Raw genomic sequence first — 16,185 nt, 5'->3', positions numbered from 1 at the left:
GGGCTGTAAAAGCTGATGAAATCAGCGTAGTAGAGCCCACTCAACCACTGCGTCTTGATCGACAATCCAAAGACAATTGAGAGGCTAGGACTTTTGTCCCAGCCTCTTTTCTTTAGAATTATAAGAAATCGACAGAAAGAATAGTGTTCCCTTTTTTTACAGGAACACGGGTCTTAGCCCCATTGTTGCCTTTTGGAAGGCGGAATTTCTTTACTTCTGGTGTTGAAGGTTTTGATTGAGTCTTCTTACTAACAGGTACACGTGTTTTCACTCCGTTATTTCCTTTTGGAAGACGCAGTTTTTTAACAGGTTTTTCTGGAACAGAAGGTGTTGACGGTTTCTCAACAATTGGTGTGGTGACTTCTTTATAGAAATAGGTCACAGTAACCAAGTTAGAAACATGAAGTTTGTGGGAGGTCAATTCTTCTTTGTCAGCTGATTGGAAGGTATAAGTTTTTCCATTAGCTTGGATTTGAGCGGGTGCTGTTGGTAGACCAGCTTCATAAGCCAAATCGAGGCTCCGCTCGACGCTGTTTTCTTGGGAAGGTGCAATTTCTTGTCCCTTTTCGTCTACAAAACGAGCACGTTTTACAACTTCCGGATTCAAATCGATATCATCATAGAGATGGATGACTTCAATGACGGGCGCGGTGGCAGTGCCTTTTTCAGGAGCGCTATTGTATGAAAATCCATCTTTGATATCGAGATCAGAATATCTTACTCGATACTATGTTTTTCCGTTTTCGTCTGTAACCGTTGCTGGTCCATTTCCAGAGACGTCATATTCAGTAAAAGCACGGGCATTAACTGTCTTGTATACGATATCTGTTGAAGATGCAACTGGTGAAAAGTCTGGTTTCAGAGTCCGACGACGATGGATGACACGAATTTCAGAGATTCGTGGATCAACTGGAGTCTCAGCAGGAGCTGGGGTTGATTCCTCAGCCGTCAGGCTAGCTGTTTCTTCGCTCGGAAGTGGGGATATTGTTTCATTGGTAATTGCAGTAGCTGAACTCTCTGAAATGACTGAAACAGGAGCAACCGTATCTTGTCGTTCAGAGATAGGAGCAGTGACAGGGGCTGTCTGCTCATCAGCAAAAGTGGTTGTTGCGAGACTGAGGGCTAAAACAGCTGCACACAATCCCGTGGTGAGTTGAATTTTCTTTTTCATATTTTCCTCCTTATACATACTGATAGTATAACTTGCAAGCTTTTTACTTGTCAAAAATGACTGCTATTGAGACTTAAAATGACAGGATTTTCCTTTGAAAAATCAAAATATAGGATAAAATATTTAAATCGGTTCAAGAATTTGAAAAAGTTGATTTATTTTTTTATTAAAAGTCAGTTTTCGTAAAAAAAGCCGGATTTTTAGATTGTGAGAGATAGCTATCGGCTCTTATTTGTGGTAAAATGAAAGGTGATCATGTCTTCGGACAAGTTTAACGAGAAAAGGAAGATGTATTATGACAAAACGGATTACCATCATTGAAGTTAAAGACTACGTCGGTCAAGAAGTGACTATCGGTGCTTGGGTTGCTAACAAATCAGGAAAAGGGAAAATTGCTTTCTTGCAATTGCGTGACGGGACTGCCTTCTTCCAAGGTGTAGCTTTCAAACCAAACTTTATCGAAAAATTCGGTGAAGAAGTAGGTCTTGAAAAATTTGATACCATCAAACGCTTGAGCCAAGAAACGTCTGTCTTTGTGACTGGGATTGTCAAAGAAGATGAGCGGTCAAAATTTGGTTATGAGTTGGATATTACAGACATTGAAGTCATCGGTGAATCTCAAGATTATCCAATCACTCCAAAAGAACACGGTACAGACTTCTTGATGGATAACCGCCATTTGTGGTTGCGTTCACGCAAACAAGTAGCAGTGATGCAAATTCGTAACGCAATCATTTATGCAACTTATGAGTTCTTTGACAAGAATGGCTTCATGAAATTTGATAGCCCAATCCTTTCAGGAAATGCTGCAGAAGATTCTACAGAACTTTTTGAAACAGACTACTTTGGAACACCAGCTTACTTGAGCCAATCAGGACAGCTTTATCTTGAAGCTGGGGCTATGGCTCTTGGTCGTGTCTTTGACTTTGGTCCAGTATTCCGTGCGGAGAAATCAAAAACTCGTCGTCACTTGACTGAATTCTGGATGATGGATGCGGAGTACTCATACTTGACACACGACGAGTCACTTGACTTGCAAGAAGCTTATGTTAAAGCGTTGCTTCAAGGTGTTCTAGATCGTGCTCTTCAAGCCTTGGAAACCTTGGAACGTGATACAGAGCTCTTGAAACGCTACATTGCAGAGCCATTCAAACGCATTACTTACGATGAAGCCATTGATCTTTTGCAAGAACATGAAAATGATGAAGACGCTGACTATGAACATCTAGAGCATGGAGATGATTTCGGTTCACCACACGAAACTTGGATTTCAAATCACTTTGGTGTACCAACCTTTGTGATTAACTACCCAGCAGACATCAAGGCCTTCTACATGAAACCAGTTCCTGGGAACCCAGATCGCGTGCTTTGTGCAGATTTGCTTGCACCAGAAGGTTACGGAGAAATCATCGGTGGTTCCATGCGTGAGGAAGACTACGATGCCCTTGTCGCTAAGATGGAATCACTTGGTATGGATCTTACAGAGTATGAATTCTACCTTGACCTTCGTAAATACGGTACAGTCCCACACGGTGGATTTGGTATCGGTATCGAGCGTATGGTAACCTTCGCAGCTGGAACTAAACACATCCGTGAAGCCATTCCATTCCCACGTATGTTGCACCGTATCAAACCTTAATAGCCATAAAAACGCCGTCTGGCGTTTTTATACTCTTCGAAAATAAAATTCAAACTACGTCAGCTTCACCTTGCCGTACTCAAGTACAGCCTGCGGCTAGCTTCCTAGTTTGCTCTTTGATTTTCATTGAGTATTACTTTAAATGAAAGAGGTGGAGAAAATGTAGGCAACTCTCAGTAAGTCTTTTAGAAACAGTCATACTACATATTGAAAGAGAGAAAACAATGTTTAAAAGAACTTACAAAGGCAATATTCCACTCCTAGCAGGTCTGGAATTCACATCTTATTTTGGGATTACCAGTTTTTGGATTTTATTTTTTATCCAAAATGGTCTATCCTTGCTTCAAATCGGTTTACTAGAAAGTATCTTTCATGGGACCAGTCTCTTGTGTGAAATCCCCTCTGGTATGTTGGCCGATCGATTTAGTTACAAAACCAATCTCTATTTGGCTCGCTTGGCTAGTATTGTGTCCTCTATCTTGATTTTGTTTGGTCAGGGGAGTTTTTGGATTTATGCGATTGCCATGATGGTTAATGCTTTGTCCTACAATTTTGACTCGGGGACCAGTACCGCTTTCTTATATGATTCGGCGGTTGAAGCAGGTCGAAAGGACCGTTATCTTCAGATTTCTAGCTTTTTGTCTGGTGTGGCTGAAGTCACCCGAACTTTAGGGACAGTGGTGGCAGGCTTCTTTATTCACGGAGCATTAGCTTGGACCTACTTGATTGCTATTGGCCTTTCATCGCTATCCATTCTCTTGATTTTTCTAATGAAAGAGCCAGAGAGCAAGAGTGGTGAAAGAAATCACTTAACCTTAAAACGGATATTGGTGGTAGTGAAACAAGAATGGCAGGAGAAACCAGTCTTGTTTTACTGGATGTTCACCTTTCAGCTGGTAGGAACCATCATGTGTATGTTTTATTTTTACTACCAACAGAAAATCAGTGACCTAGCCAGTTGGCAAGTAGCGCTCATCATGCTTGTTGGTAGTCTCTTAAATCTTCTAGCGGTTTATCTGGCTAGTCAAATCGGAAAAAAATGGAATAGCAATCAAGTCTTTCCAATTTTAGTTGCACTGACAGGTCTGGCCTTGTTTTTGGTAGGGTTGAATACTCCATTGGCCTATCTGAGTGTTTATCTTCTAACCAATGCCCTATACGCGGTTTATCAACCCATTTACTACAATGATTTACAAGGCTATTTACCATCTAGTGTTCGAGCAACCATGCTTAGTATCAATTCGATGATGTTTAGTCTATCCATGATCGTTATCTTCCCACTGACTGGTTGGTTTATCGATACTTGTGGATTTGTAGCTGTTTTTCTTGTATTAGGTCTTGTGACCCTCCTATCTTTCCCTCTTTTACTGATTGGATTAGGGAAAATGGGCAAGCTATTAAATAAGGGGACAAAGATGGAATAATATTCCTGACGTACATTGGGTCGTTTTTCAACTCTCTCTGCTTTGCAGGGAGAGTTTTTCTCTCTTTCTAAATTGTGGTAAAATGAGTACATCCATTAGAAAGAGAAACTAGTAGTATGAAAGACTTATTGAAATACTTCAGGAATTATAAAAAAGAAACCATACTGGGACCGTTTTTCAAGTTGTTAGAAGCAAGTTTTGAATTACTGGTTCCACTTTTAATTGCCCAGCTTGTCGATCAGCTGATTCCCCGTCAGGACCAAGGTGGAATGCTTGGGGTGGTTGGTCTCTTATTTGTTTTTGCTACTTTTGGCGTTCTTGTAGCGATCACGGCCCAATATTATTCATCAAAAGCAGCCGTTGGTTTTACGAAGGAATTGACCAATGATTTGTATGAGAAAATTCTCAGCTTATCTAAGGAGCAGAGGGATCGCCTAACCAGCTCAAGTCTCGTGACGCGACTAACCAGTGATACCTATCAAATTCAAACAGGAATTAATCTATTTTTACGTCTATTCCTCCGAGCGCCAATTGTCGTTTTTGGCTCTATTTTTATGGCCTTCACTATTAGTCCGCAACTGACAATGTGGTTTATTGGAATGGTTGCTCTCTTGACCCTGATCATTGTCGTCATGTCTCGTCTGGTCAATCCTCTTTATGCACGCATAAGAAAAATTACGGACCGAATGGTTACCATCACGCGTCAGCAGTTACAAGGAATGAGGGTTATCCGCGCTTTTGGGCAGGTAGCTCATGAAGAAGCAGAGTTTAATGAGGTTAACCAAGACTATACCAAATGGCAATTACTAGTATCCAAATGGTCTAGTTTGATCAGTCCTATGACCTTCTTAGTCGTGAATGGAACTTTGATTTGTATTCTTTGGCAGGGACAAGCCTCCATTCAAATGGGGACACTCAGTCAAGGAATGTTGGTAGCCTTGGTCAATTATCTGCTTCAAATTTTAACGGAATTACTAAAGTTAGCCATGTTGGTGACCTCGCTCAACCAAAGCTATATTGCTGCTGGTCGGATTGTCCAAGTATTTGATGAGAAGAGTGAAGATTTTGATCAAGAGTTAGATGAGCTATCTGCTTCAAATCCTCAACTGGCTCTTGAGATCAAAGATCTTGTCTTTACCTATCCCTTAGCAGCAAAACCGTCTTTAGAAGGCATTCACTTATCTTTGAACAAGGGACAAACCTTAGGAATCATTGGAGGGACAGGATCAGGGAAATCTACCCTGGTTCAATTGTTAGGATATCTTTATGGCCCAAGTCAAGGAAATCTAATCATTTTTAAAGATGGACAGAGTCCCAAGACTCTTGGTCAGTGGCGTGACTGGATAGCAGTAGTTCCTCAAAAAGCAGAGCTCTTTAAAGGAAGCATTCGTTCGAATTTAACGCTAGGATTAAACGAGGAACCGAATGAAGAGCAGTTGTGGTGGGCCTTGGAAGTTGCGCAAGCAGCTGATTTCGTCCGTGAGAAAGAAGGGGGGCTAGACGCTCTGGTAGAAGCATTTGGACGAAATTTTTCCGGCGGTCAACGGCAACGGTTGACCATTGCTCGAGCTGTCCTTCGCAAAGCTCCATTTTTGGTGTTGGATGATTCCACTTCGGCTTTGGACTATTTGACAGAAGCACGACTCTTACAGGCTTTTAAAGAGGAGTTGACGGAAACCAGTCTCATCCTCATCTCGCAACGGACCAATAGTCTGCAAAGAGCTGACCAAATTCTCGTCTTAGATAAAGGCAAACAGGTCGGCTTGGGAAGTCATGAAGACTTGGTGGCAACCAATCCTTTATACCAAGAGATTCATTTCTCCCAACAGAAGAGAGAGGAGGGAGCAGAATGAAACAGAAGACTTATTTACGGCGCTTGCTTGCTGATATAGGCAAACAGCCCATCTGGCTCATCTTAGCCAGTCTGGGAACCATCTTACAAGTCTTGTTAACCGTCTATATCCCTATCCTAATCGGGCAGGCAATAGACTTAGTGGTGCTCCCTGATGCAGCACATCTCTTGCTCCCACTTATCTTACAAATGGGTCTAGTAATTCTTTTTTCAAGTCTGATTCAATGGTTGAATCCCTTGGTTTACAATCAGATGATCTATCGCTACAGTAAAGACTTAAGAGAGAAGGTCATCCAGAAAGTCCATGTCCTTCCTTTATCTTACCTGGATCGTCAAGGTACTGGGGATTTGGTCAGTCGCTTGACCACGGACGTTGAACAACTGAACAATGGTCTATTCATGGTCTTTAATCAGTTCTTTGTTGGTCTTCTCACGATTTTAGTGACCATCGCTAGTATGGCCCGATTGGATTGGATGATGATGGGAATGGTTTTGATCCTGACTCCTTTATCTCTCTTTATCGCTCGTTTTATTGCCAAGCGTTCCTATCATCTCTTTCGGATGCAGACCCAAGCACGTGGGGCTCAGACACAGATGATTGAAGAATCTCTCAGTCAAGAAAGCTTACTCCAAGCTTTTAATGCACAGGGTCAGTTTAAAGACAAGTTTATTGAGATCAATGGCGACTATGCTGGTTATTCTCAAGAGGCGATTTTTTATTCCTCTACCGTTAATCCAGCGACGCGCTTTGTCAATGCCCTGATTTATGCGTTGGTGACGGGATTTGGAGCCTTCCGAATCCTATCGGGTACTGGCTTTACTGTTGGCCAGTTGGTGACCTTTCTCAACTATGTCAATCAGTATACCAAACCCTTCAATGACATCTCCTCTGTTCTTGCTGAGTTGCAAAGTGCCTTGGCCTGTGCTGAACGGCTCTATAGTGTTTTGGATCAAGAGGAAGTGAAAGAAAGTGGCAAGAAAGACTTGCAAGAAGAGGCTGTAGAAGGAGCTGTCCAATTTGATCATATTAGCTTTGGGTATCGCCCTGATCAGCCTCTCATAAAGGACCTCTCCGTTTCCATCCCGCCGGCTAGCAAGGTAGCCATTGTCGGTCCAACTGGGGCTGGGAAATCCACACTGATTAACCTTCTCATGCGATTTTATGAGGTCGATCAAGGACGCTTGCTCTTAGACCAAGAAGCTGTAACTAGCTATACTTTAGCTAGTTACCGTAAGCAGTTTGGGATGGTCCTTCAAGAGACTTGGCTCAAAGTGGGAACGGTTCATGAAAATATCGCATTTGGATGCCCGGATGCTAGTCGGGAAGACGTGATTCAAGCAGCTAAGGCTGCCAATGCTGATTTCTTTATTCAACAGCTTCCAGATGGCTATGATACCTATCTAGCAGATGCGGGAGACTCCCTCTCTCAAGGCCAAAGACAGCTTCTGACCATTGCTCGGGTCTTTCTTGCAGTGCCTAAGATTCTGATCCTAGATGAGGCAACATCTTCCATTGATACGCGGACGGAGTTGCTCATCCAGGATGCCTTTAATAAGCTGATGGTAGGTCGGACCAGCTTTGTGATCGCCCATCGCCTGTCTACGATTGAGAATGCAGACTTGATTCTTGTCATGGTAGATGGAAATATCGTTGAACATGGGGATCATTCGGAGTTGATGGCACAAAAAGGTATTTATTACAAAATGCAAACTGCCCAACTTTCTAGTAATTAAGACACAAAAAGACTGGATGTTTTTTCCAGTCTTTTTGTTTATTCGTGATGATCTTTTAAAAGATAGAGAAGAGAGAAGGCTAGGAGAGCCATAGCAATACCTAATACAGTAAAGATAAAAGAGTTGCTGTCGGAGATAAGACCGATGGTATTGAGGGCGAAAGGTGTAATGGCCGCTCCGAAGCTACAGCCCAAGACGGCTACTGAGGTCACCTGGTTTAATCGTCTAGCAGGAATCTTAGCTGACAAGATTTGGAAAACCATGGTAAGAGCAGTACTGTATGTATAGCCTGAGAAGAGGGCGGAAAGAGCCAGAAGAGGGATACTTGGTGAAAGGGCTACAGCCATCATTGAGATTCCGTAAGCAATCCCGGCATAAGTAATCAATTTGCTCTTGAACAAATGAACAAGACCAGAGAAGGTGAGACCAGCTAGAATGCCAATCAATTGCATAGCGCTTAGAATGAAGCTGGCTGAATTATGCTGATCCTTGAAAGTGTAGGCGACAATACTAGGAATGCGAAGAGTTACTCCGACGTTGCATAGAACGATCATAGCGGCTACAATGGCTAAAATAATAGTCAACTTCCATTCTTCTTTTTGGAGTGGTTCTTTATGATTGGCGTGGATATGTTGACTTTCTTCTTGCTGGTGGTAAGGGACAAAGGTCATGAAGAGAAAGAGAACGATTAATCCTGCCCCGTAGGCTAGGAAGCTAGAAGTCCAGCCAAATTGGAGGAGGAAGCCGACCAATAAAGTGACGAGTGCTGTCCCTACGACTTCAGCAGAACCACGAAATCCAAGAGTTTGGATTCGTTCTCGTCCCTGGTAGCGTTCGCTGATAATTGAAATAGCCTTAGCATTGATCAATCCGACTCCCATCCCAAAGATGAAACGAGAGATGAAAAGGATAGGATAGGCTTGGTTAAAGAAAGGGACCATTCCAAAGATTGAGAGGATTAATAGACCGGTGATAATCATCTTTCTCTCATCTAAGAAGCGTTCGATAAAGGTGTTGAGGAAGAGGGTGACCATAATCCCAGCGGATGGAAGGGATACCAAGAGTTCGATTTGACTTTTTGGGAGATCCTTATAGTATTCGAACATATAAGGAAGAGCACTAGAAATCGAAAAAGACGTCGTTAATACAAGAGATAAAGAAAGGATACTAACCTTTTCTAATAATTTTTTCATAATCATCCTTTAATCACATATTTAGTCAAAAGACACTCTACTATGGTATAGTTTTTTGCTTCATTTAGCAAGTTATTTAAATGAAATTTCTTAATATTTTTCATCTTTGGAAGAAGAAAAAAGAGAGTGGGACAGAAATCGGTAATTCGTTAGAATTCGATTTCGTCGTCCCACCTCCGCACAGTTGAGTAGGGCTGTAAAACTGATGAAAATCAGGGTAGTAGAGCCCACTCAAGCACTGCGTCTTGCTCGACAATCCAAATACAATTAAGAGGCTAGGACTTTTGTCCCAGCCTCTTATATTTCTATTACACGTTTAACACTTTATCCAAGAATTCTTTCAATCGTGGGTGTTGTGGGTTGTCGAAGATTTGGTCTGGTTTGTCGTCTTCGAGGAATTCACCATCAGCTGTAAAGATAACACGATTGGCCACTTGGCGAGCAAATCCCATCTCGTGTGTGACGATGATCATGGTCATCCCTTGCTTAGCCAAATCTTTCATAACGTTCAGTACATCTCCGACCATCTCAGGGTCAAGGGCAGAAGTAGGTTCGTCGAAGAGCATGACATCTGGTTTCATTGCCAAACCACGCGCAATGGCCACCCGCTGTTTCTGACCACCTGATAGACTATCAGGACTGACGTCAGCTTTGTCTGCCAGTCCAACCTTTTCCAAAAGTTCCATTGCTAGTTCTCTAGCTTCTTCACGACTCATGCGTTTGTGCTCCAAAGGAGCAAACATGATGTTTTCAATAACACTCATATGAGGGAAGAGGTTAAAGTGCTGGAAAACCATCCCGACATTTTCACGAACGATATCAATGTTGGTTTTTGGATCAGTCAAGTCATAACCGTTCACAGTAATTTGTCCCTTGGTTACTTCTTCAAGAAGGTTAAGACTGCGTAGGAAGGTTGATTTACCAGAACCAGATGGACCGATAATACAAACCACATCTCCTTCGTAGAATTTTGTTGAGATGCCTTTTAGGACCTCATTTTCACCGTAATATTTATGGAGGTCATGGACATCAATTTTTAATTTTGCCATTAGTTAGCCCTCTTTTCTAATCGTTTTGCAAAGCGTGTCAATAAGGTAATGATGACGAGGTAAAAGACGGCAAGGATCGCATACATCTTGAAACTTTGGTAGTTTCGAGCAATGATAATCTTACCAGTCTGGAAGAGCTCGACCAAACCGATAGCTGACACAATGGTTGTATCTTTCAGTGCAATGACAAATTGGTTGACGAAGTTTGGAAGCATGAGTTTGGTTGCTTGAGGCAAGATAATCTTGCGCATAGTCTTGCTATAAGAGATTCCGAGGCTTCGACTAGCTTCCATCTGTCCAGCTGGTACGGCTTGAATCCCACCACGAACAATCTCAGCAATATAAGCAGCAGCATTGAGTGAGAGAGCAATCGTACCTGCAAGGAAGTCATTGATTGGGGATTGGTGACCCGTCATGGACTCGATCAAATTAGGAATTCCCCAGAAGATAAAGGCAGCAAGAATCATCAGTGGGATACCACGGATGACATCGACGAAAATCTCAGCAGTCCAACGAAGCCATTTATAAGGACTCACACTGAACATTCCGAAGATGATTCCGATCACCATTGCAATCGCAAATGAAAGAAGTGCTAGTGCAATAGTGACACCAAGTCCACTTAACAATTGTTTATAGTTGTTTTGGAGCAAGCCCCAGATAGTCGTTTCATCTACTGAAGTAGATTCTGTGGTTTCATCACTATCACTTGAAAGGTATTTTTCCAAGATCTTTTGGTATTCGCCACTTCCTTTTAAGTTGGCCAAACCATTGTTGAACATTTCAATCAATTCAGGGTTCGAATCTTTTTGGACAGCAAAGGCAATTTGACCACTTGGAGTACCTTCGATAGGTGTTTTGAATTTACGTCCTTGTTTAATGGCGTATTTGATCACAGGTTCGTCATCCATGATGGCAGCTACAGAACCTGAGTTCAAACTGTCATACATAGAAGCCCCGTCTGAGAAGGTTTTGATTTTGTAGCCATACTTGCTCTTGTTTTCCTCGAGGAAAGTTTGAGAAGCAGTACCATTTTTGACACCAACTGTTTTTCCTTTTAGATCTTCGTAGGAAGAAATGTTACTACTCTCTTGAACAGCAAGAATCGAATTTGTTGTATAGTATGGGTCAGAGAAGTCAAAGGTTGCCTTACGCGCATCTGTCACAGTCATGCCGGCAATCATTCCGTCCGCATTTCCGTTCTGAACATCACTGACCGCGGCATCAAATCCGGGATTGCTAATTTCTAGAGTAAAGCCTTGATCTTTAGCGATCGCCTTAATCAATTCCATATCAATCCCAGTATATTTACTTTGATCATTTTGGAAGACGAAGGGAGCAAAAGAGGAATCACTAGAAATTTTGTATTTTTTCTTCTTAGGAGTCGCCTTTTGGCCGGCTTCAGTGCTCGTTTCTGGAATAGCAGAAGTGCTGGCGGTAGTCGTTGTTGAAGATGATGATTGGCTGCTGCCAGTCCATTTTTCGATAATTTGGTCTAGCGTACCATCTTTTTTCATTTGAGCAAGGGCAGTATTGAATTGTTTAATAAGGTTTTCATGGGACCCATCTTTTTTGACCCCAAAAGCAAAGCTTCCAACAGCTTCTCCTTCCATATTAATAGAAAGGTCTTGTCCTTGCTTAATGGCGTATTCGATAACAGGTTGGTCGTCCATAATGGCATCCACTGCACCAGTTGATAGACTGTTATTCATCAGATCGCTGGTGTCGAAGGTCTTAATGTTATAGCCGTACTTGTCCTTGTTCTTTTGAAGGAAACGTTGCGCAGCTGTTCCATTTTTGACTCCGACTGTTTTGCCTTTAAGTTGATCATAGGAAGTGATTTTGTTAGCTTTCTTAGTCGCGATCACGACTTTTGTATCATAGTAGGTATCGGACATAGAAAAGACTTGTTCGCGCTCTTTGGTCTTGGTCATCCCTGCCATAATGGCATCGGCTTGGCCGGATTGGACCATGTTGACAGCCGCATCAAAGCCTGGAAAAGACTTGTCTAATGTCCAACCGTTGATTTCAGCGACCTTGTCCAAAATTTCAACGTCAATTCCTTTATAAACTTGGTCTGAGTCTTTAAATTCGAAGGGTGCATATGCCGTATCGAAAACGACCTTAACAGTTTCAGCCTGTGCTTGGCTCGCAAAGGCGAATAGTGGAAATAAGAAAAGCAAACATGCTACTAGTTTTTTCTTCATTTCGTTCTCCTTTATATCTAATCCACTGGTCTCGAGAAGAGCAATGGAAGGGATACCCTAAGAGGGCTTTAAAAAAACAAAGAATTCATACTGAAAACAAGTATGAATTTCAATCATTTATTTTTTACAAGATTTATCATACCACAAATGAATATTAAAATCAAGAATTTTAACTAGTCGATGTTAGGTTTTCTAACATCGTTAAATATTGCAGTCTCTGATTTTCTTTGCTACAATAAAACTATAAGATAAAAGGAGGAAGATAATGAAGAAAGGTAACATTATTCAAGATATAAAAACTAACACCTCATGGCCAGTACTTGTTTCTACACTATTCTATGTGTTTTTAACCTATCTATTTGTCGAAGGAGGGCTTTGGCTTGGGAGTGAATTACTTGGACCTTTTTCAATTGGATTAGGGTTTCTAGTAGAGCTCTTTTCACCAGGCAATGGGGGAGCAAGTGTCCAAGAATTTTTCTACCATTATATTCTCTATTATCAGCTCTTCAGTTTTGTATTTATTCTTTTACTCTTTATTTTTTGGGTGAAGTTCATTGAGAAGAATCCTCTATCGACTTTAGGTTTTGTAAAAAGGAATTGGCTTAAGTATCTAGGTTGGGGGATCTTGCTTTCTCTTCTTCAAATGGGAGTGATTGCCCTTGTCTACCAGTTGGGTGGTATTGGATCTTTTGAGCTTAATGAATTAAGTTTAGAACCCATTCTCTTTATTCTCGGTTTATTTCCATTTTGGCTCCTTCAAGGAGGAACTGAAGAAGTAGCGACACGGGGTTGGCTCCTCACTCGGATTGCAGCAAGAACTAATTTGCCTTTAGCAATCGCGATTTCTAGTAGTCTCTTTGGCTTTCTCCATCTGGGAAATTCAGGAGTGACCTTCTTATCCGTACTGAATATTGTCCTTGATGGGGTGCTAGCTGGTCTGCTCCTTGTCTACACCGATAGTATCTGGCTAGTGGTCGCTCAACACGGTACTTGGAACTATGTACAAGGAAATCTCCTTGGTTTTCAAGTCAGTGGGACGGGGGCAGATGCGTCTATCTTTAGCTTTAGCATGGGATCAGGACCTGACTGGCTAACAGGAGGAGCATTTGGTGCAGAAGGATCGATCATTACCACTTTGGTTCTTCTATTATCCGTCGTGATTGTTTACCGCTTAGGTGAAAGAAGAGAAAAAGTTGTTAATGAACAAGTGTGAAATGGCTGATAGGAAATGAAAATAAAAACGAAGACTGGCAAAAGTGCCGGTCTTTTTTATCAATCATATAAAACAAGCCGAACACCTAATGATGAGTTCGGCTTGTTTTATATAATGGGAATAATTAGCTTGACTTGTGCACCATTACTAATATTTTCTAAATGCATCGTTCCATTATGAAGTTTCATGACGCGTTTCACGAAAGATAAACCAAGTCCAAAGTGACTTTCTTGAGAGGGTGTTCTTGCTTGGTCCTCTTTATAGAAAAGATTTCCAGCATGGTGTAATACATTTTTTGAAAAAGTAGATTGATTATTCCATATGGTTAGAACTAATCGATTATTTTCTTGTGACATTGTTAGCTGGATCTTTGCATCATTTTCTTTTTGATGTTGTATTGCATTATTAATAATATTGGTGATTGCTCGAAAAAATAGATTGGAATGAATGGCAATTTGTGTTGATGGAGTTACTGTATTTGAAAAAACAAATTGTGTACTTCTAGGGAGTAACGGAGTAATATGTTCCTTCAATTGATGAGTTAATTGTTGAATCGATATATTTTCAAGTTGAATATCATGGTCGTAAAAGGTTTTGGAATATTGGATAAAGTGGTTAAAATAATCGTTTAACTGAATGCTTGCTTGCTCAAGATCTTTTAGACATTCCATTGTTTGAGGTGTTTGCTCAGTGGATTGTAAGAATTCAGCATTTCCTCTGATAACAGTTAGAGGGCTACGAAGATCATGTGCAGCGCTAGATACTTGAAACATGAGTTCTTTTTTTTGATCTTTTTCATTTTGAATTCTATTTTTTATTTCAGATTGCATTTTTTCGATCAGATCGTTTGTTTCAATGAATTCTTTAATCTGCAAATGGTGATGTTCATTTTTGGTGAAATATAGACCACTATGATAAACCATGTTCATTTCTTTTTGAATCTTGGTTAATAACCGTCTAATATTTATTACAATGATAAAAATTAAAATGATGCAAAGATAAATCCAAGAACTGACGCTAAAAAATAAAGCAAAGTGATTGGCATTTTTCTCATTAATTCCAGATACAGAAGATAGAAGAGCTGGAACTACGTAAAAAAGTATCAGACATAGAAGAAATTGCCAAATGATTTTAAGGTAGGTACGCTTAATGAGTTGCTTGATTGTCAATTCTTTTTCCATTTGTATCCTCCTCCCCATACTGTTTTAATAGGATCAATTTGATGAATCTTAAATTTTTGTCTGATTTGATAGATGTATTCAGTAATGGATCGTAGTTGTGCATCAGAGTCTACAGGATAGAGGTAATTGTAAAGTTCTTCTATGCTAAATATTCGGTTCTCATTTTTTGCTAAAAGATAAAGTAAATCAAACTCTCGCTTAGTTAATGAAATTCTCTTTGATTGATAATAAACTTCTTGACGATCTCGATAAAAAGTAATATCTGAATTCATTTCTTCTTTAGAGGCAGGGTGAGATCTTTCTTCTCTACGAAGATGCATTTGAATTCTTGCAATGAATTCTTTAATGCTGAATGGTTTTGTGATGTAATCATCTGCCCCAGCTTGAATCCCTTTTAGTAAATCTTCTTCAAAATCTTTAGCGGTTAGAAATAGGATTGGGGTAGCAATTTGTGAACGAATGGAGCGACAGATTTCTAAACCAGAAATAGGCATCATGACGTCAAGTAAAATTAGATCGAATCCAGTAAAGTCACAGATATTGATTTCCTCTATATATTTACGAGTTTCCACGTGGAAGTTGTTCGCTCTTAATGCATTCGCTATTAATCGTAAGATTTTTTCATCATCGTCAATGGCTAAAATTTTATACTTCATAGTTCCTCCAATTATATGAGCATATTATAGCAAATATGGAATGCAATTTGTTAGAAATGAAAAAAATTATTATTCTGAGATTTTCCTGATTTTCTCCTGTTATACTTGCTTCAAGTGAAGGTGGAATTTCACTAAAAGTCAGAAAGGAAAAAGAATGAATGATAACAATTCAAAAGCTACATAAGGAATATAATAATAAAATTGTCCTTCAAAACGTGTCTTTCAAAGCCAAGAAAGGTGAGATTACTGGATTGATTGGACCGAATGGATCCGGAAAATCAACTTTAATTAGAATTTTACTTGGTTTAGAAAATAGTCAAATGGGAATGGCATTGATCGATGGAAAAAAATACTCTCAATTGGGAGATAATCCTTTTTGTATTGTTGGATCATTTCTCGATAGTTGTCAACCTTACCCAACCAGAACTGGATTTCAGCATCTTCGGTGGATTGGCTTGGCTTGTGGGGTTGATAGAAATAGGTGCAAGGAATGTTTAGAGTTGGTGGGGTTAAGTGAAGCTAAAAATAAAAAAGTAAAAGACTATTCATTAGGGATGAAGCAACGTCTTGGTTTAGCAACAGCCTTATTAGCAAATCCTGACATCTTAATTTTAGATGAACCAATCAATGGACTAGATCCAGAAGGAATTCGCTGGGTACGTAATTTTTTACAATCTTTTGTCAATGAAGGTAAAACTGTATTAATGACAAGTCATTATATGAGTGAGTTAGAATTAACTGTAGATCATTTGGTTGGTATTTCTAATGGCAAAATTGTAATTGATGCTCCTACAAAAGATATTTTGAAACAGTTTGGCTCTTTTGAGGAAGCATATTTTAAAGCACTCGAAGGGAAAGAAGGTGAATAA

Annotated in this window: 13 protein-coding genes; 6 read left to right on the top strand and 7 right to left on the bottom strand. The window is 40.3% G+C overall.

The genetic code is table 11. The annotated features are described in order from the left end of the window. Positions 1-118 precede the first annotated feature (118 nt). Both ABT997_RS00570 and ABT997_RS00565 read right to left on the bottom strand, forming a co-directional pair. The gene (locus tag ABT997_RS00570; protein ID WP_350018515.1) at positions 119-607 is read right to left on the bottom strand and encodes a hypothetical protein; all 489 of its coding nucleotides are present in this window, start codon (positions 605-607) and stop codon (positions 119-121) included. Positions 608-727: 120 nt separating this feature from the next. Further along, the gene (locus ABT997_RS00565; RefSeq protein ID WP_350018514.1) at positions 728-1,171 is read right to left on the bottom strand and encodes a hypothetical protein; all 444 of its coding nucleotides are present in this window, start codon (positions 1,169-1,171) and stop codon (positions 728-730) included. A 295-nt stretch (positions 1,172-1,466) separates the two neighbouring features. On the opposite strand from ABT997_RS00565, the gene asnS reads away from it, so the two are divergent. The 4 genes from asnS (at position 1,467) to ABT997_RS00545 (ending at position 7,820) form a co-directional block, all read left to right on the top strand. Further along, the gene (gene asnS / locus ABT997_RS00560) at positions 1,467-2,810 is read left to right on the top strand and encodes an asparagine--tRNA ligase (protein WP_023023415.1); all 1,344 of its coding nucleotides are present in this window, start codon (positions 1,467-1,469) and stop codon (positions 2,808-2,810) included. 224 nt (positions 2,811-3,034) lie between these two features. Beyond that, positions 3,035-4,234, top strand: a complete 1,200-nt coding sequence (locus ABT997_RS00555) for an MFS transporter (RefSeq protein WP_350018513.1) — start codon at positions 3,035-3,037, stop codon at positions 4,232-4,234. A gap of 116 nt (positions 4,235-4,350) precedes the next feature. Then, positions 4,351-6,087, top strand: coding sequence for an ABC transporter ATP-binding protein (locus ABT997_RS00550; RefSeq protein WP_350018512.1), 1,737 nt, complete (start codon positions 4,351-4,353; stop codon positions 6,085-6,087). Next, positions 6,084-7,820 carry an ABC transporter ATP-binding protein gene (locus tag ABT997_RS00545; RefSeq protein WP_350018511.1) on the top strand — a complete coding sequence of 579 codons (1,737 nt, stop codon included), beginning with the start codon at positions 6,084-6,086 and terminating at the stop codon, positions 7,818-7,820. Before ABT997_RS00550 ends, ABT997_RS00545 begins: the two co-directional genes overlap by 4 nt. 38 nt (positions 7,821-7,858) lie before the next feature. On the opposite strand, the gene ABT997_RS00540 is transcribed toward ABT997_RS00545, so the two are convergent. From ABT997_RS00540 to ABT997_RS00530, 3 genes are all read right to left on the bottom strand, one after another. After that, positions 7,859-9,013, bottom strand: coding sequence for an MFS transporter (locus ABT997_RS00540; RefSeq protein WP_350018510.1), 1,155 nt, complete (start codon positions 9,011-9,013; stop codon positions 7,859-7,861). 308 nt (positions 9,014-9,321) lie between these two features. Then, positions 9,322-10,062: an amino acid ABC transporter ATP-binding protein gene (locus ABT997_RS00535; protein ID WP_350018509.1), complete on the bottom strand. Its 741-nt coding sequence runs from the start codon at positions 10,060-10,062 to the stop codon at positions 9,322-9,324. Further along, complete coding sequence (locus ABT997_RS00530) at positions 10,062-12,266, bottom strand: ABC transporter substrate-binding protein/permease (protein ID WP_350018508.1); 2,205 nt, start codon at positions 12,264-12,266, stop codon at positions 10,062-10,064. The genes ABT997_RS00535 and ABT997_RS00530 overlap by 1 nt, the downstream gene beginning before the upstream one ends. Before the next feature lie 265 nt (positions 12,267-12,531). Here ABT997_RS00530 and ABT997_RS00525 point away from each other — a divergent pair, with 265 nt between their 5' ends. Continuing rightward, positions 12,532-13,479: a CPBP family intramembrane glutamic endopeptidase gene (locus tag ABT997_RS00525; RefSeq protein WP_350018507.1), complete on the top strand. Its 948-nt coding sequence runs from the start codon at positions 12,532-12,534 to the stop codon at positions 13,477-13,479. 107 nt (positions 13,480-13,586) lie between these two features. Here ABT997_RS00525 and ABT997_RS00520 read toward each other — a convergent pair whose 3' ends face one another. Together ABT997_RS00520 and ABT997_RS00515 are read right to left on the bottom strand one after the other, a co-directional pair. Continuing rightward, the gene (locus ABT997_RS00520) at positions 13,587-14,660 is read right to left on the bottom strand and encodes a sensor histidine kinase (protein ID WP_350018506.1); all 1,074 of its coding nucleotides are present in this window, start codon (positions 14,658-14,660) and stop codon (positions 13,587-13,589) included. Continuing rightward, on the bottom strand, positions 14,645-15,316 hold the full coding sequence (locus ABT997_RS00515) for a response regulator transcription factor (RefSeq protein WP_350018505.1): 672 nt from the start codon (positions 15,314-15,316) through the stop codon (positions 14,645-14,647). Before ABT997_RS00515 ends, ABT997_RS00520 begins: the two co-directional genes overlap by 16 nt. 158 nt (positions 15,317-15,474) lie before the next feature. On the opposite strand from ABT997_RS00515, the gene ABT997_RS00510 reads away from it, so the two are divergent. Continuing rightward, a complete protein-coding gene (locus ABT997_RS00510; protein ID WP_129299205.1) occupies positions 15,475-16,185 on the top strand; it encodes an ABC transporter ATP-binding protein in 711 nt (236 codons plus the stop codon).

The organism is Streptococcus australis, assembly GCF_040226615.1.
Taxonomy (GTDB): domain Bacteria; phylum Bacillota; class Bacilli; order Lactobacillales; family Streptococcaceae; genus Streptococcus; species Streptococcus australis_E.
This window is presented reverse-complemented; position numbering and strand designations above follow the sequence as displayed.

Coding starts and splice junctions, on each gene's coding strand:
- ABT997_RS00565 (WP_350018514.1), bottom strand. CDS start 1,171: ATGAAAAAGAAAATTCAACTCACCACGGGATTGTGTGCAGCTGTTTTA.
- asnS (WP_023023415.1), top strand. CDS start 1,467: ATGACAAAACGGATTACCATCATTGAAGTTAAAGACTACGTCGGTCAA.
- ABT997_RS00555 (WP_350018513.1), top strand. CDS start 3,035: ATGTTTAAAAGAACTTACAAAGGCAATATTCCACTCCTAGCAGGTCTG.
- ABT997_RS00550 (WP_350018512.1), top strand. CDS start 4,351: ATGAAAGACTTATTGAAATACTTCAGGAATTATAAAAAAGAAACCATA.
- ABT997_RS00545 (WP_350018511.1), top strand. CDS start 6,084: ATGAAACAGAAGACTTATTTACGGCGCTTGCTTGCTGATATAGGCAAA.
- ABT997_RS00540 (WP_350018510.1), bottom strand. CDS start 9,013: ATGAAAAAATTATTAGAAAAGGTTAGTATCCTTTCTTTATCTCTTGTA.
- ABT997_RS00535 (WP_350018509.1), bottom strand. CDS start 10,062: ATGGCAAAATTAAAAATTGATGTCCATGACCTCCATAAATATTACGGT.
- ABT997_RS00530 (WP_350018508.1), bottom strand. CDS start 12,266: ATGAAGAAAAAACTAGTAGCATGTTTGCTTTTCTTATTTCCACTATTC.
- ABT997_RS00525 (WP_350018507.1), top strand. CDS start 12,532: ATGAAGAAAGGTAACATTATTCAAGATATAAAAACTAACACCTCATGG.
- ABT997_RS00520 (WP_350018506.1), bottom strand. CDS start 14,660: ATGGAAAAAGAATTGACAATCAAGCAACTCATTAAGCGTACCTACCTT.
- ABT997_RS00515 (WP_350018505.1), bottom strand. CDS start 15,316: ATGAAGTATAAAATTTTAGCCATTGACGATGATGAAAAAATCTTACGA.
- ABT997_RS00510 (WP_129299205.1), top strand. CDS start 15,475: ATGATAACAATTCAAAAGCTACATAAGGAATATAATAATAAAATTGTC.